The sequence below is a fragment of the Eilatimonas milleporae genome (assembly GCF_003688555.1).
Classification (GTDB): Bacteria; Pseudomonadota; Alphaproteobacteria; order Sphingomonadales; family Kordiimonadaceae; genus Eilatimonas; species Eilatimonas milleporae.
Genome location: NZ_REFR01000014.1, coordinates 256,639 through 275,289 on the forward strand (window position 1 = coordinate 256,639; position 18,651 = coordinate 275,289).

The window sequence follows — 18,651 nt, forward strand, 5'->3', positions numbered from 1 at the left end:
TATGCCCCACACGGAACAAAGACGGAACAAGAAACTGTCGCGCCTGAAAGATGTCGTGCCAGGAAATTGCGGTGTCTGAAAAATGCGGTGCCAGAACGTTTTGGCACCTGTCTGGAAAGGCGGCCCCGCACAGGGCGTCAGGCGTGAATGGCGTCGCCGACCAGCTGTTTCAGCCGCGCGATCACCGCCTGCCCCTTCTCGCCGCCCAGGCCGCGTATGTCATTGTCGATCACCACCTCGAACGCCTTCAGGTGCGATGTCACCAGATCCCCGTCATAGGACGTTCCATCCGGCCTTTTCTTCAGATACAGGCACAGCGACGCACCGATTTCGGTCATCAGGCCATAATCGAAACTGGCCCCCATGCCCTTGATGTTGTGGGACAGCCCGTAAAGGGAATCGATCATATCGGCGGGCAGGGCATCCGACGGCTCCGTGGCGATCAGCATCTCATTGATATCGCGCATTTCCACCAGCGCATTTTTCGTCCAGGCGACATATTGTCCCGCCAGTTCGGCATCGTCTCCAAAATCGGTCATCTACTCAGCCCCGCTTCCGGCCCGTATCAGGATCATCACACATCGGCATTGCCGTTCTTTTTATCAACCCGCCATGCCCCTTTTCGCGCGTTTGGAGACACGGCACCCCGGACGGTAGCAAAGGCACCCGCGTCACGCAAAAAAATTGCCGCCTTTTCCGCCCCGTCCGGCAAAGCTTGCGCAGGTCCGACCGGATTGGTTAAACCCTTGGACGGGGACAGCCGCACCATATATGACACATGAACCGGACCAGTCATCCGGGCAGGCGCCCGGATCAGGACAGGCGGATCAAAACGTGCGGGCCAAAAACGGCAGGCCAAAACGACGGGCCTTGCCGGTGAACAGGGAGAACTTCGCGTATGCGTGATATCGAAATCGCCAGATTGCAGAAATATCTGCGTGCAAAATTCGACAACAACCGCATCAAACTGGCCAAACGCCCGAAAACCGACGATTCCGTCGAAGTGCTGCTGGATGACGAATTTCTCGCGGTCGTCTACCGCGACGATGACGAGGGCGAGATTTCCTATCAGATCCACATGTGCGTCATCGAGGAAGACCTGCCGGAAATCTGATACAACCCGAAATCTGATCCAAGCTGAAATCCGACCCGACCGAAAATCCGATTCAGCCGGCAGAAAGGGGACGGCCGCCCGTCCCTCTTCGAGGTCCCCATACCTGACCCCCGGACCTGATCCTCAGGCCTCCCCCCGACTTACATTCAGACCTACAGGGCTGCAATGTGGGCGGGGCTGATCTCCGCCACGGACCGGCATCCAAGCAGGGCCAGGTCCCGTTCCAGTTCGGCGCGGAACAGGCCCAGCATCCGCTCGACCCCGGCCTGCCCGCCGGCGGCCAGCGCATAGAGATAGGGCCGCCCGAACGAACAGGCCGTCGCCCCGAGGCCGAGGGCCTTCAGAACATCGGTGCCCCGCCGCACACCGCCGTCCACGATCAGTTCCAGTTTGTTGCCGATGGCGTCGCGCATGGGCCGGATACAGTCGACCGGCGCCGGCGCGCTGTCGAGCTGGCGCCCTCCGTGATTGGAAATCATGACGGCGGTGGCGCCGATCTCGACCGCCCGCTTGGCATCGTCGGCCGACTGCAACCCCTTGATGACGAAGGGTCCGTCCCACTGTTCGGCCAGCCATGCGGCATCGTCCCACGTGACCGTGCGGTCGAACTGGCTGTTCACATAATCGATCAGCCCCATGGCCCCGCCGCCCAGGGCATCGACACGGTGCATCACATTCGCCAGCCGGAAATCGGGATCGCGCAGGAAATGGAGCGACCAGTGGGGATGCGCCAGAAAGCTCGCCAGGCTTTTCAGGGTCAGGCGCGGCGGCATGACCATGCCGGTGCGGTGGTCCCGTTCCCGGTTGCCGGCCAGCGGCGTGTCGACCGTCAGACACAACGCCTGAAACCCCGCCGCCCTGGACCGTGTGACGAATTCTTTCGTCAGCTCGCGGTCTTTCAGGATGTAAACCTGAAACATCTTCGGCGCCGCCGTCGCCGCCGCGATGTCCTCAATGCTGCTGGTCCCGATTGTCGACAGGCTGTACAAAATATCGAACCGCTGCGCCGCCCTGGCGACGGCGATTTCCTTTTCATGGTGAAACAGGCGCGACATGCCGGTCGGCGACAGGAAAACCGGCATGGATATGCGCGTCCCCAGAAGGGATGTGGACAGGTCGATCTCGTCCACATCAACGAGATAGCGCGGCATCAGCTCGTATTTGGCAAAGGCGGACGCGTTGTTCGCCTTTGTCCATTCGTCGTCCGCCGCCCCGTCGATATAATGGAACAGCGGCGCGGGCAGACGCCGCTGTGCCAGGGCGCGCAAATCCATGACATTGTGACACTGGCCGAGCTTCATATCGCCTCCCCCATATCCGGGCGCCTGACTTGAGGCGCCGCCCATCCCGCATCACACGGGCCGGGCGCGCCAATGCAGGCTCGAGTATGGACGCCGGCACCACCGCGCGGCAAGGGGCTGCGAATAGCTGCGGATAACTGCCGATGACGGCCCACGGCAGCCCCGCAAATCGACCGCCCAGGTCAGGCGGCCAGGTCAGCCGGTCAGATCAGGCGCTCAGGTCACCTGCCGGGATCAGCCGTCAGCGCCGGTGCCGGTCCGGCGGAAATCCACATCGCTGTTGGCGACCATCCACAACAAAACGGCATAGGCGGCCACATTCTGGTCCAGCACCGCCGGATCGATCTTGTCCAGCGTATCGTCCGGCGTGTGATGCAGATCGAAATAATCGGTGCCGTCCTGAACCAGACGCAGCACCGGCATGCCCGCCCGGTTCAGCGGGATCAGGTCGGGGCCGCCGCTTGTGGCATTCTCCGGCCCCGGCGCGATGCCGAGCGGCGCCAGCAGACGGGCAATCCGCGCGGTCAGGGCGCGGCCCTCGTCCGACACAGGTCCGGTGTGCAGTTTCCATATCCGTTCGGCGCCGAAATCGCTTTCCGATCCGGTGACATGATTGGCGATCTCGTCCGCATGCGCCCTGGCATAGGCCTGGGCGCCCAGAAGACCGACTTCCTCCGCTCCCCACAGCACCAGTCGGATGGTCCGTTTCGGGGTCAGCCCAGCATCCCGGATCAGCTTGACCGCGGCCGTGGTGATAGCCACCCCGGCACCGTCGTCCACAGCGCCCGTCCCCAGATCCCAACTGTCCAGGTGGCCGCCGGTGATGACAATCTCGTCCGGGCGCTCGCTGCCTTTCAGGTCGACGATGACATTGCCGGACAGGGTCGTGCCCGCCACACGCGGTGTCAGGGTCAGCGAAACCGTCACCGGCGTGCCCCCGTCGGCGGCCAGCGCCACGATCCGCTCGATCTGGTCGGCATCGGGGTTGGACACGGCGGCCGCCGGGATGGGCGTCTGGCCGTCATTGAACCGGGTGCCGCCGGTGTGGGGAAAGCGCCGGCTGTCCGTCCCGATGGACCGGATCAGAATGGCCGCCGCCCCCTTTGCCGTCGCCATGGCCGGCCCCCGACGGCGCACATTGCCGAAAAAGCCGTAGGACGACCCGTCCTGCGTCTTGTCCATGGCATGGCCGACATAGACAATCTTGCCCGCGACGCTCTCGGCCGGCGCCTCGGCAAAATCCGCCAGCGTGGCGAAGGGAACAAGCGTCCCGGTGATCCCGTCAGGCCCGGTGGCCCCGGAATTGCCCAGCGCCGTCAGCAGCAGCGGCTGGGGATAGGGGCTGACGATGGCGCCCGTCTCCAGCCCGCGCACCCATGTCGTCATCTCAAAGGGCTCCACCCGCACATCGTCAAAGCCGAGCGCCCGCAGTTTCGCCACCGCCCAGTCACGGGCGCGCGCTTCGTCGGGCGTCCCGGCCAGGCGCGGCCCCACTTCCGTCGTCAGGCTCTCGACGATGGCATAGGCCGCACTGCCCTCAAGCGCCCTGTCCCGCAGCAGGGCCGCCTGCCGCTCGGTCTCGGCCAAAGATGTCCGATCAGGCGCGGCCTGATCGTCGGCATTGCCGCCGGTGGCCAACAGAACAGCCGCCGCGATGACGGTAAACAGACGCATGATACTTCTCCCCCAACATTAAATTATTTTCTGCAGTCAGCTCGTTATGGCCGCGCGCACGCTAGCGGGCCGGCGGTACTGACCGCAAGCCCTGTTTTCACGGGGCAAAGGCAGCGCCATGGAACCGGCGCCTCAACAGGAAGCCTGGCTTTGGGCTATCTGACGCTGGACGTTTTACCCTCGACGGCACACTCCGGACACATGGTCTATGGTGTAACGACACGCGATCGTCCCGCTTTTTTTACTGCGTATCCAGTACCACCTGCCTGGACGCGCCCGGCATGCGAAAATCATAAAATGTGATGATATGAACCGGTTTGCCCGGTGCCGCCGCCAGGGGAAAATCGATCGCCGTGGCCTTGACCGTCTGCCCCGTGCTCAGCAGCAGCAGCCCCCGGTTCAACGCCATGGTATTGCCGAGAACGATCTTGCGGATATGTTCCGCCTGGCTGTCGGGCGACACGTCGATCATGTCACCGAATCGCACGCCGCGTTTCAACTGGCCACGATAGAGGAAGGCCACGTCCTCGCCGACAATGCGGGCGATCATGTCGCTGCAGTCGGGCAACACCTCGGCCAGGGTCAGTTTGGCATGCCAGCCCCGCAAATCCTTGAAATCTATATCGTCTTTCCTCGGCGCCGGCGTTCGGGAAATCAGGCCGCGCCACCAGCCGGTCACGGCGTCAAGCGCCCCGAGCGACGGCAGATCGCGGTCAAGCGGACAATAGCGTTCGGCAAAGGTCCTCGACATACGGCTTTCCGGGAAATGGCATGCACCCCATTATAACGCGGTACGCGCCAGAAAAGTACCGTCTTCGTCAGTGCCGGTTTTCCAGTATCGGCATAGATGCTCCACCCGGATGACCCGCTGCCCATGCTGCCGGACAGCAACGCGGAAAATCCTGAAGGTTCAGAGGATCGCCCCGGTTCATGCGGTCTTGCCGGTTCAGGCGGTCTTGTGTTCGATATCGCCGACCTCAAGGATCGGGGCGGCGTCGATATCCTCCGCGTCCATCATCGCCGCCACTCTTTGCAGCGATGCGGTCAACTGGGTGCGTTCCCATTCGTCCAGCTTCCGATATTCGCGCAGGAATCCCGCCTGCAGCAGTTCCGGGGCCGCCAGCAGCTTTTTCTGGCCGCCTTCCGTCAACAGGATTTCAACCACCCGCCGGTCCTTCGCCGACCGCTGTCGCGTCACAAGGCCGTTCTTTTCCAGCCGGTCGACGATCGAGGTGACCGTGGCCTGGCTGAGCACAATATCCCTGGCAATGGTCGACGGCTTGACGCACCCATGCCGCCGCACGCTTTGTAGCACCAGAAGTTGCGGTGCGGTGAGCCCGCTTGTCCGCACCAGCTTTTTGGAGTGCAGGTCGATCGCGCGGGTGATCCGGCGCAGGGCGATCAGAATGTCATCATAGTCTGCCATACACTACCCTTTTGCTCTTGACCTGGCAGGCGTTGGTCTTTCCCTCACCGTACCATACCCGGCTGCATGGACCGCACCGTGCAGGCGTCATGTCAGGCGCGTTCCGTCCGCCACCGCAGCATCGGGCAACACCAGAATGACGTCGCCGTCCTGTCCGGCAAACCCCAGCACCAGCACCTCCGAGCGCCAGGGCCCAATCTGGCGCGGCGGAAAATTGACCACCGCCAGGACCTGCCGTCCTTTCAGGTCATCAAGGCCGTAGCGACGTGTGATCTGCGCCGAGGACTTTTTGACCCCGACCCCCGGGCCGAAATCAATTTTCAGCTTATAGGACGGATTACGGGCCTGCGGAAAGGGCTCCGCCGCGATGATTGTCCCCACCCGGATATCGACTGCGAGGAAATCGGCGAACGAGATCTCGCCCATGGGCGGTTCCGACGGGTCAGTCACCGTGTGCATTGTCGTCTCCCGCTTTTTCAGACGCACCTGCGGCGAGCGGGCCGAGTACCGCCTTCAACGGGTCGAGCCACGGCGCGAACGGTTTCCACGCGTCCAGACCTTTGGTGTTAATCGCCTCGCGTACCTGTTCCGACGACGCGGTGCGAATCGCCCGCTCGGTCTTGTGGAACGCCATGCACCGGCGCTCGAACGGCAGGCCGAGGAAATCGAGGATGCGGCGCACCTGCCCCTCGGTATCCGCGACAACATCCTCATAACGCACACGCAGAACCATGCCCGGCGCCGCGCGGTCGAAATGATCCATCAGGGCAGCATAGTCCCGGTAATACCGCCCAATGTCGGTCAGGTCGTAGGTAAACTCCTGCCCCTCGGCGAACAGCTGCTTGAAGCCGGAAAAGCAACAGGCCATCGCGTCACGCCGGGCGTCGATGATCCTGGCATTGGGCAGGATGCGTTTGATCAACCCGATATGGCGGAAATTGTTGGGCATCTTGTCGGTGAAAAAGGGCGCGCTGCCCCGGTAAAGACGGGTGCCGTCAATATAGGCCGCGCCAAGGGCGCGGGCGTCCTCGTCCGACAGGGCGCCAAGACTGTCCGGATAGCGGTTACGCCCGATCCGCCCCCGCAGCCGGTGGGCGGTCGCCAGGATATGCGGCAGTTCAAGCGTACCGTCGATCAGGCTGTGGCTGGCCAGGATCTGCTCCAACAGGGTAGAGCCGGCGCGCGGCAGACCGACGACAAAGATGGGGTCGGGATCGGGGCAGCCGCCGCCCTCTGCGCAGCGTGACAGGAAATCCGCATCGGCGACGCGGGCCTGGGCCGCCAGCTCCACCGCCATCCGGTCGGCGTCATAGCGGTTGGACCGTTTTTTCAGGGCATTCCCCTCGGCATAGCGGGCAAAGGCCGCCGCATAGTCGCCGTCGTCCTCACAGGCCTTGGCAAGGGCGAAGGACAGATGAACCCGCTCCGCCGGCAGAAGGCCGGGGCCGGCCAGAATATCCTCCATCCGCGCCCGCTCCACCGCTGTAAAGCGAAAGGTTTTGAGGTTGGCAAGCCCGTACCAGGCATCGCCGTGGGCCGGGCGGCGGTCGCAGGCCGCGCGGTAGGCGGCGACGGCCTCCGTCTGCCGGCCATGGGTCTTCAGGGCGTGCCCTTTCGAGGTCAGGGTCGCCGGATCGCCCGGCAGGGTCTCAAGCACCCGGTCGAACAGCGCGAGCGCCGCGTCGAAATCGCCCATATGCATGCTGTTGACCGCATGGTGCGACTGGAACACCGGATTGCCTGGGTCCTGCCCGATCAGCAGGCCGGACTGGGCGTGGGCTCTGTCGAACTTCTGCCGTTTGCGCAGCACATCCATATAATCCAGCCGCACCTGAACATTGTCCGGCTCGAACCCGGCGGCGCTTTCCAGCAGGAATTCCGCGTCGTCGAGAACGCCGAGCCGCACCCCGATATCGGCGAGCAGACGCATGGCCTCCACATGGTGCGGCGTCTTTTTGAGAAAGGCCCGGCAAAGGGTTTCCGCCTTCATCAGCCGTCCCTCGGAGACATGATTGATCACCGCCGCCAGGTCGCGCGGCAGGCGGGTTACACGCGCATGCTGGGCCTCTGCCTGCCGCGCCGCTTCACTCTCGCCGGTGCCCCGGTACAGATCGGCGAGCGCTTTCCAGCTGGCGTCCAGCGCCGGGTTGAACTGCACGGCGGCCCGATAGGCGCGGATAGCCTCCGCCCCATCGCCCCCGGCGCGCAGCAGGTGCCCCTCCTCCTGCCAGGCCCGGCCATATTCGGGCAGTGTCGCCTTCAGCGCCGTCAGCGCCGCCGCCGCCCTGTCGGGCGCCCCCAGATAGCGATGTGCAACCGCGCTCATATACAGGGCGTCGGTCACGGGCTCACCGACTGCGAGAAGCGGCGCCAGCCCCTCAAGCGCGGCGCTGAAACGCCCCGCCATGATGTCCCTTTGGGCCGCCTGCAGAATATCGGCTGTGGTCTCGGTATCCGTCACATCCCTGACCCCGAAATGCTTGTGGCGCCCGCAGGCGCCACAAGCAAGTGTCCTCCACGATCCTTCGCGCGGTCAATACCTATAGCTCAACCGCAAGCCCGCCGTGAAGGGGCGGATGACCGTCACCCGCTCCCGGTCGAAGACGAAATTATTGGCCAGTTCGCCCCGCGTGTCGGTGATATTCTCAAGGAACAGATCGACCGACCAGGCATCGCGCCGGACCCCGGCCGCGAAACCGAACGTGGTCCAGTCGTCGATCTCCGCCGCGTTGATCTCGATGATGTCGCTGCGCTGCGAGCCGGTATGGACGATCTGCGGCTGGATATAAGCCGTCATGTCCCGACCGGCGTCCCATTCGTACCGGGCGCGCAGATTGGCGGAAAAACTCGGCGCAAAGGCAAGCTCGGACCCTTCGATCACATCGTCCGTCGGCACCAGGACATCCGTGATCTCGGTGTCGAGGATCGAGAAGGCACCCGCGAAGGTCAGCCCCTCCACCCCGGCCGGGGCATAGATGAAATCACCCTCGACGCCGTAAATCTCCGCATCCGCCGCATTGGCCGAAAAGAACAGATTGACAATCGACGGGTCGAAAATGGTGGTTTGCAGATTTTGTACATCGACGAAAAAAGCGTTGCCGTTGAAACGGACCTGGCCCTCGAACAGGTCGAGCTTCCAGCCAATCTCATAATTGATGACCTCGTCGGTCTCCAACTCGAACGGCACAACGAAGCCGTCCGGGCCGAGCGCCCCGCCCGGCCGGTTCAACAGGCCGGGGCGGAACCCTTCCGAGAAGGTGGCGTAGAAAAGCGTGTCCTCGGTGGGCGTGATGCTGATATTCGCCTTGAAGATCACGCCGCTGGTCTCGGCCACATCCGGGGCGTTGATGGCGTTGATGATCTGGCCGGCCTGGGCTTCCGATACCCCGATGGCGTCGACAATGCTCTGCACCGTGTCCGACGTGTCGAAGGTCTGGTGCAGCGACGTGTCGCACGATCCCCGGAAGGTCACCTGCCCGTCGCCATTGTAGATATCGCTGATATCGGTGCCGAAAGCATTGGCGTCCGCCTGGAACGAGTTGCAGAAGGAGGCATTGGCGCTGCCCTCGAAATCCACCTCGATATCATAGTAGCGGGCGCCGAATGTGACCGCGATCAGGTCCGGCACCACATCGAACGTGGCTTCGCCGAACACCCCGAACTGCTCGTCGGTGCGCCGCACATCGTTGCGGAAAATCACCCCCGCTGGAAACGGCCCGTCGTCCGAGCGGAACCCGGTCGTAAAGGGAAAATTGGGCGAAAACCCGGGCGAGCCGAAGACATCGGCGACGATAGAGCCCGGATAGGTATAGTCGTTGCGCTCATCCAATTGCAGATCGCTGTAAAACCCGCCGGCGGTCAGGCGCAGGCGGTTTTCAGCCGGCGTGTTGAAACGCAGTTCATGGGTCTGCACCGTCGTGTCGGTGGTCGAATTCACAAACATGTTCGGCGGCTGGCAGGTCCCGCTCGGGGTCGCTTCACCGGGATAGCTGACACTGCTGTCACAGATATAATAGGGCAGATACTGGCCAACGAAGAGATAGTCGGTATAGTCGACGCGCTGATCGGTTTCGCGGTCGGTGAACGCCCCGCTGTAAACCACGTCCAGCGCGCCCAGACGCCCCTCCACCGTCCAGCTGGTGTTGGAGAAATCGTCCTCCAGCCGGTCGTCCTCGAAACGGCTCACCGACAGATCGTCGTCATCGTCGATCTCCGGATCGATGAAGAAGACCCCGTCGGACTCGATGCTCTGGCGCGCGTGCGTCACCGTCAGGCGCCAGTCGGCGTTGAACTCATACAGTGCTCCGAAGCGGAACCCCGTATACTGGGTGTCGTTGAAGTCGTCCTCGGCGATGGCGGAATTGTCCGCGTCCAGGAATGTAACGTCGGACAGGTCCGCCGTGCCCTGGAACCCGGCCCGCTGGGCAGACACGGGCACGCCGTTCGCCCGCATCGTGCCGGCCGGGCGGAACCGCGCACTTTCTCTGGCACTGCGGGTGCCCGCCACATTATCGATATAGCCGCCCTGATCGTCCACATAGGCGACGGCGCGCACCGCCAGTTTCTCGGTCACCGGCAGGTTGATGATGCCTTCGACCTTGGTGCTCATCTCACCGCCCTTGGTGAAGGCGATACCGAAATTGGTGATGGCTTCCGTCTCGTTCAGCCGCGGCTTGTTGGTAATCAGGCGGATGGTCCCGGCCTGGCTGGATGCGCCGAACAGGGTACCCTGGGGACCGGCCAGGACCTCGACGCGTTCAAGGTCGGCGGCATACACATCCAGGTTCCGGCCCGGCTGCGCAAGCGGCTGCTCGTCAAGGTAAAGGGCCACATTGGGGGCAAGGCCAGCCACGCCAGCTGTCGTCAGATTGGGCGTGGTCGACGCCAGGCCGCGAATGTAGATTGTGCTCTGGCCCGGACCCGAGCCGCCGGCGTTGACGCCCGGCAGCTGCTGCAGATAGTCGACAAAGACATCCACATCCAGATCGTCCAGCGCCGCGCCGGTCAGCGCGCTGACGGCAACCGGAATATCCTGGGTGCTTGCCATCCGTTTGGTCGCGGTCACCTGGATTTCTTCAATCCGGTCCTCTTCCCCATGGGCGGGGGCGTTTGTGATACCGCTCGCGGCGGCAAGCGCCACGAGCGAGACGCCAGCGTTGAACCTCATAGATATGTGCCCCTGTTGGTTTGGCTTCTGTTTTTGGCGGCCGTCCGGAATTTTCAGGACTTTCAGGACAGGGCCGGGATGTGACCCGAGCTTATAGGATCACTTTTCTTTGAATTCAAATAATTTGAATACATCAATTCATGCTGCTTGCCATATCGCGTGCCAGATGCAGGAAATGCATGTGCCTGTTATACTGGTTCAGCACTTCGTGGATGATCTGCTCGCGCGTGTATCCGTATATGTCGTAATCCTGCCCGCCCTCGGCCAGAAACACCTCGGCCCTGTAATGCGTCTCGGGACGCGTGACCTCCGGGTCCGTGTCGGCGAAGGTGAACGCCGGCGCGCGGTAGCCCTTGGACTGCACCGCAAACCGGAAATCCGGCTCATTGACATGGCGGATGGTCAGCACCGCCCCCTGGCTGTCCACGAACGCCGTCGCGGTGCAGTCATGCGCCGTCACTTCCCTGGACACCTCCTGCAGGGCGGGCCGGACGGTCTCCGCCAGGAAGGTGTCGACCCGCTCCCGTGTCGGCTGGCTGAGAATGGCGTTAAGCCTTATCTTCCACGGCATGCCGGTGGCCGGCGGTGCGATATCCGGTGCCACTTCCGCCCCGCGAGCCTTGGTCGCCTCGACCAGCAAGCCGCGCATCAGCCCCACAAGCGCGAAGATCAGCACCATCGCGAACGGTAGCGCGGTCGCCACTGCGGCCGCCTGCAGCGCCGCCAGCCCGCCCGCCAGCAACAGGACGGCCGCGACCAGACCCTCGCTTACGGCCCAGAACACCCTCTGCCACACCGGATTGTCCGTACGGCCGCCCGCGGTGATGATATCGATCACCAGACTGCCGCTGTCGCTGGAAGTGACGAAAAAACTGATGACCAGCACGGTGGCGACCAGGGACACGACCTCCGACAGGGGAAACTGTTCCAAAAACACGAAAAGCGCCACCGGCAAATTGTCCGTCACCCTGTCGGCGATCACGGTGGCACCGCCGTCGATCATATCCAGCGCCGTGTTGCCGAAACTCGTCATCCACAGAAAGGTCAGGAGGCTCGGCACCAGCAGGACGCCGAGGACGAATTCCCGGATCGTGCGCCCCCGGCTGACCCGGGCGATGAACATGCCGACAAAGGGCGACCAGCTGATCCACCACCCCCAGTAAAAAATCGTCCAGGTGCCGATCCAGTCTCCGTCGGCACCGTAAATGCCGACCCTGAGCGACCGGTCGATCAGCGTCCATGCATAGCCGCCCAGATTCTCGGCAAAGGCACCGAAGATCAGAACAGTCGGCCCCACCGCGATCACGAACAGCAACAGCGCCAGCGCCAGCACAAGGTTCATTTCCGACAGGCGCTTGATACCGACGTTAAGACCCGAGACGACCGACACCGTGGCCACCGCCGTGATCGCCGCGATCAGCACGATCTGCGTCCCGGTGCTCATCGGCAGGCCGAACAGATGGCTCAGACCGCTGTTCACCTGGGCCACCCCGAAGCCGAGCGAGGTCGCGACCCCGAACAGCGTCCCCAGCACCGCAAACACATCGACCGCATGCCCCACGGGGCCGTAAATCCGCTCGCCGATCAGCGGATACAGCGCCGACCGTATCGTCAGTGGCAATTTGTGGCGATAGCCGAAATAGGCCAGGGTCAGCCCCACGGCCCCGTAAACGGCCCAGCCGTGGACGCCCCAGTGGAAAAAGGTCGCCTGCATCGCCTCGCGCGCCGCCGCGACCGTGCGCGGTGCCGCCGTCGGCGGCAGGGTATAATGCATCACCGGCTCCGCCACCGCGAAGAACATCAGCCCGATGCCCATGCCGGCCGAAAACAGCATGGCGAACCAGCTCGCGAAACTGTAATCGGGCGTCGCATCGTCCGGCCCCAGCCGCGTCGCCCCAAACCGGCTGAAAGCCAGCATCAACGCAAACACCAGAAATCCCGTCACCGCCAGCGCGTAGAACCAGCCCCAGGTGTCCAGAATCCAGGTATTGAGACCGGAAAACGCCGCCCCCGCCGTTTCCGGAAACCCGGCGGCGAACACCACCAGGACAAGGATCAAAAGCGCCGCCGGCAGAAAGACGGCGGGCAGAACCCCGGCCCGCAGCTGCCCCTCGAGGGGATTGTCGCTACCATATATCATGAACATGAACTCATACTGTTTGCCCACTGGATAAGGCCGTCTATGCTTCGAGATCAATTAATTTGTTCTCAAATAATATAGACGCATGCCATAAAGCGGCACACCGGCAACCACACTCTGGCAACAACACTCTGACAACGACCTCTCTCCCTGCGGCCATGAACGACGGGCGGGAAGGGTGAACCTCTGCACATCAAGGATATTAAGAGGGGCCAGGGCAGCGTCCGTTTAAGCGAGGCTTTGGCAAAAGCGGTACCCTTTTGGGGTGTACATCCCAAAAGGGTACCGGCCACAGGGAGCGGTTTTCTCGTCTAGATCAGGATGGTCATATCCGCCAGATCAAGCGGGGTCAGCCCTGCCAGCGTAACGGACTGGGGCACTGCGTCCATGCCCGCGCCAAGATCGATGATCAGGGCCGGATTGCCGTCGCCAGCACATCGTCCGGGGTGTCAAAATCCCTTGCGGCATAGCGCAGGTCGAGAATGTCATCGCTCGTGACAAAATCCGCGATGCGGTCGTTGCCGGCCAGGCGTCCGAAAGTAAAGCTGTCGCTGCCCGTCCCGCCGGTCAGCGTATCGTCGCCGTCGCCGCTGAACAGGATGTCATGGCCCAAACCGCCCCACAGCACATCGTCGCCGTCGGACCCGAACAGCAGGTCACTCCCGGTGCCGCCATTGATTGTGTCATGCCCGATGCTGCCGCCCAGCCTGTCAGCGCCGCCGGCGCCGTGCTTCACATCATTGTCCGCGCGCCCCCAGATGAACTCGTCCCTGTCGCCGCCGATCAGGCTGTCAGACCTCGGCGTCCCGACAAGGGGCGGCAGGCCATCCGGGTCGCTGACCGCGAGGGTGAAGCGCGCGCTGTCCGATATCTGCGGGCTGCCGTCACTGACGCGAAAGACAAAATCCGCGTCCGCCCCGCGCATATGCGACATGTATACCAGCCCACCGGCGGCTATATCGCTCGCCTCGATGGACTGTCCCGCAACGACGGCGTCTCCGTTCAGGCTCAGGATGCCGATCTCCGGCAGGCTGTCGATGATGACGGCATCCAGGGGGTCGCCGTCGGCATCGTCGAAGGGAAAATCTCCGGTGGTGAAGGTGTAGCTCTCGCCCGCGTCCATGTCCGCCGATGTATCGCCCGTCGACGGCCCGCTGTTCGGCGGTGGCGGCGGCGGAACGTTTCCGGCCGTCACCGTGGCCGACAGGCCGGGGTTTGCCGTATCCGTTCCGCGATGATAGTGTTCAGCCTGCTGCTCGCCAAACAGCGTATGTCCTTGCAGATAGATATCCATTATATCGTCTTCGGCTTTGCGGGTAAGCTTGCAGGACATTCAGGATCAGACGTTTTTGGTACGTGCGCGGGCCTCTTTAAGGATGTCATCCATGGATTTGTCGCTGACGCCACTTTCCAGACCTTCGGACACCAGAGCCTGAATATGCGCTATCTTGTCCTTGCGGTCCTGATCTTCACGGATGAGGTCACGCACATAGTCACTGGCGTTACTGTAGCGGCCAGTACGGGTCTGGCTTTCAACCCAGTTTTTCATCTCATCGGGCAGGGAAACGTTCATCGTCGCCATGTCGCCACCTCCATCTTTCATGGAATGCTATGGCATAATTTGGCAAAAATTGTCAATTTTATCTCTATCCGCAACTAATTTTTAATGGCAAAGTGTTCTGCTAGCTCATCCTAAGCTGTTGCAATAACCTGCAATCATCCGTTGAGAGCGGAGAGCGCTTTATCGACGTCGGCTTCAACGGACCCCAATTGGGATACTGCTCGTGCAATACACGATCGAACATCTGAATGGTTCATTCGCCAAGACGACATCACCTGCGTTCCACAGACGCTCATCTCGCGAATGGCTGTTTCAATGGTCTCATCGAGGGCGCGCTCAAGTGAAAATCGGTAGACATCGATTGAACAGTGCTGTGCATATGCTTCAAGGCCATCCAAAATCGGTTTTCGGGCTTGTACAATCCCCATTATGCCGAATTCTGCTGATACGCTCGGCAGATAAGGTGGACTGAAGTTGTTGAGGGCTTCGGGCAAAGCCGCATGTTTCAAACGATCTGCAATGGTTGCGCGAGTGATCGGCCACGTCTTATTCGGGTCGACAAATGTGGCAGCAAGTTCAGACCAAACATCTTCGATGGTTGCAGAAACCTTTTCCTCGAAACAACGCGCGATCTTCTGACGTACCTTGAATTCTTTAGAGTGAATTTCATCACGCCAACCACCAAGATGGATTGCAACGACAATATCCTGAACGCGCACTTGCTGCTGGACCCGCCGCACTTCATCAAGCAAGTCATCCAAATGGTACTCTGCTGCAGACAACACTGAGGCTTTGATTGCTTTGAATTCATGTACACCGGCAGACATGATGTTAGTTATTGAAGTCACTGTGGCTGGTCGTAGCGCTGGGATTGAATCGGAAACGAGTTCACTCCCCTGCGCGGCCAACACTGAAAGGTAGTCACCTCTCTCGCGCACGATTTGAACTATCAACTCAGCAGCCGCTTGAACGCAACTTTTGTTGCCAATGACTAATCGGTCTGGTGCTGTTTTGACGACATCTTCAAACCAATTCGAAAAAGCCTCCGTCTCGGGTTTGAAGGCTGAGAGTACATCATCAGCCACCTCAGAATAAACGCGACGAGTGTCTAAAACGAAGATGGTGTCAGGCGGAACAATGTCTGCGTTCTCGCACGCTAGCACAAACCCTTCACGAAATGCTTCGATGTCTTCGGCAGTCTTTTCGACGGACAGATCATCGATAGAAACATTCACGATCACAGCAGAAACATCAATGGAACGCGCAGCCAAAGTACCCATCAATCGTATCGCCGGACCATGCGCACGTCCCCGCGTCACCACGACAATATCAGCTCCTTCAATCAATCCGGCAGGGGGCGGTTTCGACGAATAACGGTCGTTGACACCTTCAATGCCTGGCAAATCGAGCAATTGGACACCGTGTGGGAGACGTTCTGTTTTGATATCTGCAAAAGCGTAGGCCACGCGGTCGCGCACAAGTGCCGACTTTAGCTGTTTAGCCGACCGTCTCCCGTGCCGCTCTCGACCGCCAAACGGCCAAAGCAAACGCCATAACCAGAATCTCTTTGGTCGAACCGCTCCAAAGTCGACGGAATCTGCCAGCGGTGCGTTATTTTCCCCGCTCGGAAGATCAAATTGAACAATCAATCGAAGGGCCGTTTCCGGTGTCTTGATGTGCACCTCGCCGTCCACATCGACTATCCGCCAATGTGGCTCGCCATTTGCCGCCGCAAAGATAATGGGAACAGCTGTAGACGGCCTTGAGGCATGGGTTGGTGCGTAGGGGCTGCCTAACAACGCATTGACCAAACTTGACTTGCCTACCCCTTCACCACCTACTATGGCGATACGAGGTTGGCTATACACGAAGCGCGTTCGCAATGCGTCTAACGCCTCTTGAATTGCCGATGAGGGTGGCTCAAGTTTGGCTGCAGCCGCATCTAGTTCACTTAGAACCTTGCGAAAAAGGTCCCCCTGAATCATCATGGTTAATCCGCTGGGCTTAAACGCAAAATGGCACTGCGTTCAGCGGATATTTCCGTTAGCCGTGAAGACAATTCAGTTGTCATGTCTTCGAGTCGATCTCGGGCTTGGCCTGGATCGGTAAAGATCGCGTCTATTTCATCGAGTTGGGCTTCGAACAGCTTGAGTTGGGCAGCCACTGCCTCGCCGAGCGCCTCCTGCCAGCGTGTCGCTTCGCCATCAGGATCCGGCAGTTCAAGCAGAGACTTTCCAAGCGCACTCTCTAGGATCTTATGTCCTGCCCCTCTGTCACCTCCACGTATAAGATGTCGAATACCAGAATAAAGACCAGCAACCACGGAGGCAACAGCAGGAATCCACGCCACGCTCAGTCCGATCCCCGTCACCCCCATACTTACGCTGGCTGACGCCATAGATCCCGCGAAGCCGGCTGCAGCGGCAACATCAACCCCCCGATCGATTTCAATACCCGGTGCCGACGAGGCTGAGAAGTCAATATCATTTTCGCTCTGCGTGGGCAGGTCGTCGAAAAAATCGATCTTCGAAAGTACCCGGTTTAGAAGCGCCTGTCGACGTACGATCCGAGGCCTAGCTTCTTGGAGAAGTCTCTTGACACAGAAATTGGTATATTCGGCCGCATGTTTGGAGAACGTAGCCTCTATGCTGCTGCCGAGTATCTCCAGCGCTTCGTTGTCATAATTTTCCCGGGCTTCCCAATCATCCTTCAGCGCCCCGAGTCCGCGAGCTATATCCCCTCTGAGTGTGACTGCCGCCGATGTCACCTCCTTTGCAGCTTCACGATCTCGCTCGAATTGCTCCGGGTCGTTTTCCGCCGCTGTCCACGCATGCACTGCAAGTCTACGCTCGTCATTCAGCGTCCCTCTGGCACGCACGACATCTGCTCCGCCGGTTTCTCCAGAAAGAAGTGCATCCAGCACTGCCTTGCGGCGGCGCACCATGGTTTGGAATTCGTCCACAGCCTGGATTGTGAGTGCAACGCCACGCTTCAACACCACAGTCACCGAGCGTTGTTCGATCACTTGGGCGATCTGAGCCAGCGCTGCCTGGCCCTCGAGATCAAGTGCACTGTCTATCTCATTGGTTGCCCGCTCCCCAGACGAAAGCCGTCGAAGATTTGTGACAAATGTCTTCTTTAGAACGTGTTCAGAAAGCTCACCGGCGACAGCTTCCACAAACCCCTGCCGATACTCTTCAATTCTATCGCGCTCTAATCCGTCTTCCACGTCGTCGAAGGCGGACCTGTTGGTGTTGTAAATCAACACCCCAACCTGATCGAAGATGTCTGCTGAGCCTAGTAAGCGTTTCAAGGCTCCATAACCTGAGCGTTCGCGCGTAACACCGGCAATGGCATGCTCTCTATGGGACAGGAAGAAACTCGTCTGCTCTCTCACCTCAGTTGATACGCCTTCTCCGCCAGGAATATCCACAAGCGTCAGTCCGCCGGCGAGTGTGCCATTATTGATCTCAATCTCCAGCCACTTGACCATCTTTTCATTATTTTTATTAAATTTTTGAAGTGCATATTTCCCAAACTCTTTTTTACTTAGATTTTTGAGAATGCATTCGGTGCCTTCATCGTCAGTCACAACGCGGTATTGCGGCTCATCCTGTTCTCCAAAACTAATGTAGGTTGCTGCGACAGTGCCAGGCTGAGATCTTTCCGTAGGCACAATATCTGAGTATTCGCCGAGAATGGCGTTGATGAGGGTTGATTTTCCAACGCCCTCCGCACCTATCACCCCAAATTGGGCCTGATCAGCAGCCAAAAAGCGGATACACTGGCTCAGACGTGACTTTTGCGCGGTCAATGCGGGACCCAAAAGTTCTGCCATTGTCGACAACCGATCCAATGAGGCCTGCATGCGTTTTCTCGACTCGCCAAACTGTTGCATGACAGTTCGGGGCGACTTGATTTGCGATTGCATATTTTCCCACTCTATTGAAGATCAAATCCAAAATGCGAGCTCAAATAAGTCTTCACTTCCTCTGTTGGGTCCTCACCGTTAACAACTCGCCAACACCGATCCATATTTTTCCAAGCCTATCATGCCGTCGGTGTTTAACGCCTCTAAAAATAGATCTTCTTGACCCGCCACCTACAACATAGCCAGTTTCTGTGTAGTGTTTGCGTGTTGGATTTGGAAGAGCGTCCATCCCCCTTGTTATGGGCCACTTTTCGTGAGGGTTTTTGGGATCGGCGGACGCATCCCTAGTGCCTGATGTGGCAGGATCAAAGGCGTTGAAGATGCTCGAACAGCCATG

The 18,651-nt window shown here is 60.4% G+C and carries 14 protein-coding genes; 1 reads left to right on the forward strand and 13 read right to left on the reverse strand.

Annotated elements, in window-relative coordinates; genetic code table 11:
- Positions 1 to 137 precede the first annotated feature (137 nt).
- On the reverse strand, positions 138 to 539 hold the full coding sequence (locus BXY39_RS15845) for a hypothetical protein (protein ID WP_121939860.1): 402 nt from the start codon (positions 537 to 539) through the stop codon (positions 138 to 140).
- A 359-nt stretch (positions 540 to 898) separates the two neighbouring features.
- Between BXY39_RS15845 and BXY39_RS15855 the strand changes: the two genes are divergently transcribed.
- Positions 899 to 1,114, forward strand: a complete 216-nt coding sequence (locus tag BXY39_RS15855) for a DUF3126 family protein (RefSeq protein WP_121939862.1) — start codon at positions 899 to 901, stop codon at positions 1,112 to 1,114.
- A gap of 152 nt (positions 1,115 to 1,266) precedes the next feature.
- On the opposite strand, the gene BXY39_RS15860 is transcribed toward BXY39_RS15855, so the two are convergent.
- The 12 genes from BXY39_RS15860 to BXY39_RS15915 form a co-directional block, all read right to left on the reverse strand.
- Positions 1,267 to 2,415: an alpha-hydroxy acid oxidase gene (locus BXY39_RS15860; protein WP_121939943.1), complete on the reverse strand. Its 1,149-nt coding sequence runs from the start codon at positions 2,413 to 2,415 to the stop codon at positions 1,267 to 1,269.
- A 234-nt stretch (positions 2,416 to 2,649) separates the two neighbouring features.
- Positions 2,650 to 4,089 (reverse strand): M20/M25/M40 family metallo-hydrolase, encoded by a 1,440-nt coding sequence (locus BXY39_RS15865; protein WP_121939863.1) that lies wholly within the window; start codon positions 4,087 to 4,089, stop codon positions 2,650 to 2,652.
- A gap of 241 nt (positions 4,090 to 4,330) precedes the next feature.
- Positions 4,331 to 4,840: a hypothetical protein gene (locus BXY39_RS15870; protein WP_121939864.1), complete on the reverse strand. Its 510-nt coding sequence runs from the start codon at positions 4,838 to 4,840 to the stop codon at positions 4,331 to 4,333.
- A 195-nt stretch (positions 4,841 to 5,035) separates the two neighbouring features.
- Positions 5,036 to 5,515 (reverse strand): MarR family winged helix-turn-helix transcriptional regulator, encoded by a 480-nt coding sequence (locus BXY39_RS15875; RefSeq protein WP_121939865.1) that lies wholly within the window; start codon positions 5,513 to 5,515, stop codon positions 5,036 to 5,038.
- A gap of 87 nt (positions 5,516 to 5,602) precedes the next feature.
- The gene (locus BXY39_RS15880; protein ID WP_121939866.1) at positions 5,603 to 5,974 is read right to left on the reverse strand and encodes a tRNA-binding protein; all 372 of its coding nucleotides are present in this window, start codon (positions 5,972 to 5,974) and stop codon (positions 5,603 to 5,605) included.
- Positions 5,958 to 7,922: a sulfotransferase gene (locus BXY39_RS15885; RefSeq protein WP_121939944.1), complete on the reverse strand. Its 1,965-nt coding sequence runs from the start codon at positions 7,920 to 7,922 to the stop codon at positions 5,958 to 5,960. The genes BXY39_RS15880 and BXY39_RS15885 overlap by 17 nt, the downstream gene beginning before the upstream one ends.
- A 126-nt stretch (positions 7,923 to 8,048) precedes the next feature.
- Positions 8,049 to 10,682, reverse strand: a complete 2,634-nt coding sequence (locus tag BXY39_RS15890) for a TonB-dependent receptor (protein WP_121939867.1) — start codon at positions 10,680 to 10,682, stop codon at positions 8,049 to 8,051.
- Positions 10,683 to 10,815: 133 nt separating this feature from the next.
- Positions 10,816 to 12,822 (reverse strand): BCCT family transporter, encoded by a 2,007-nt coding sequence (locus tag BXY39_RS15895; RefSeq protein WP_121939945.1) that lies wholly within the window; start codon positions 12,820 to 12,822, stop codon positions 10,816 to 10,818.
- Positions 12,823 to 13,231: 409 nt separating this feature from the next.
- The gene (locus BXY39_RS15900; RefSeq protein ID WP_170163889.1) at positions 13,232 to 14,116 is read right to left on the reverse strand and encodes a calcium-binding protein; all 885 of its coding nucleotides are present in this window, start codon (positions 14,114 to 14,116) and stop codon (positions 13,232 to 13,234) included.
- A gap of 45 nt (positions 14,117 to 14,161) precedes the next feature.
- A complete protein-coding gene (locus tag BXY39_RS15905) occupies positions 14,162 to 14,404 on the reverse strand; it encodes a type II toxin-antitoxin system ParD family antitoxin (RefSeq protein WP_121939869.1) in 243 nt (80 codons plus the stop codon).
- A 134-nt stretch (positions 14,405 to 14,538) separates the two neighbouring features.
- Positions 14,539 to 16,371 (reverse strand): GTPase, encoded by a 1,833-nt coding sequence (locus tag BXY39_RS15910; RefSeq protein WP_121939870.1) that lies wholly within the window; start codon positions 16,369 to 16,371, stop codon positions 14,539 to 14,541.
- A gap of 2 nt (positions 16,372 to 16,373) precedes the next feature.
- On the reverse strand, positions 16,374 to 18,314 hold the full coding sequence (locus BXY39_RS15915; RefSeq protein WP_121939871.1) for a dynamin family protein: 1,941 nt from the start codon (positions 18,312 to 18,314) through the stop codon (positions 16,374 to 16,376).
- Between the last annotated feature and the right edge of the window lie 337 nt (positions 18,315 to 18,651).

Excerpts from the sequence above, each read along its gene's own strand:
- BXY39_RS15890 (WP_121939867.1), bottom strand. The coding sequence starts at position 10,682 with ATGAGGTTCAACGCTGGCGTCTCGCTCGTGGCGCTTGCCGCCGCGAGC.
- BXY39_RS15915 (WP_121939871.1), bottom strand. The coding sequence starts at position 18,314 with ATGCAATCGCAAATCAAGTCGCCCCGAACTGTCATGCAACAGTTTGGC.
- BXY39_RS15910 (WP_121939870.1), bottom strand. The coding sequence starts at position 16,371 with ATGATGATTCAGGGGGACCTTTTTCGCAAGGTTCTAAGTGAACTAGAT.
- BXY39_RS15870 (WP_121939864.1), bottom strand. The coding sequence starts at position 4,840 with ATGTCGAGGACCTTTGCCGAACGCTATTGTCCGCTTGACCGCGATCTG.
- BXY39_RS15905 (WP_121939869.1), bottom strand. The coding sequence starts at position 14,404 with ATGGCGACGATGAACGTTTCCCTGCCCGATGAGATGAAAAACTGGGTT.
- BXY39_RS15845 (WP_121939860.1), bottom strand. The coding sequence starts at position 539 with ATGACCGATTTTGGAGACGATGCCGAACTGGCGGGACAATATGTCGCC.
- BXY39_RS15865 (WP_121939863.1), bottom strand. The coding sequence starts at position 4,089 with ATGCGTCTGTTTACCGTCATCGCGGCGGCTGTTCTGTTGGCCACCGGC.
- BXY39_RS15860 (WP_121939943.1), bottom strand. The coding sequence starts at position 2,415 with ATGAAGCTCGGCCAGTGTCACAATGTCATGGATTTGCGCGCCCTGGCA.
- BXY39_RS15875 (WP_121939865.1), bottom strand. The coding sequence starts at position 5,515 with ATGGCAGACTATGATGACATTCTGATCGCCCTGCGCCGGATCACCCGC.
- BXY39_RS15855 (WP_121939862.1), top strand. The coding sequence starts at position 899 with ATGCGTGATATCGAAATCGCCAGATTGCAGAAATATCTGCGTGCAAAA.
- BXY39_RS15900 (WP_170163889.1), bottom strand. The coding sequence starts at position 14,116 with ATGGATATCTATCTGCAAGGACATACGCTGTTTGGCGAGCAGCAGGCT.
- BXY39_RS15885 (WP_121939944.1), bottom strand. The coding sequence starts at position 7,922 with ATGGCGGGGCGTTTCAGCGCCGCGCTTGAGGGGCTGGCGCCGCTTCTC.
- BXY39_RS15880 (WP_121939866.1), bottom strand. The coding sequence starts at position 5,974 with ATGCACACGGTGACTGACCCGTCGGAACCGCCCATGGGCGAGATCTCG.
- BXY39_RS15895 (WP_121939945.1), bottom strand. The coding sequence starts at position 12,822 with ATGATATATGGTAGCGACAATCCCCTCGAGGGGCAGCTGCGGGCCGGG.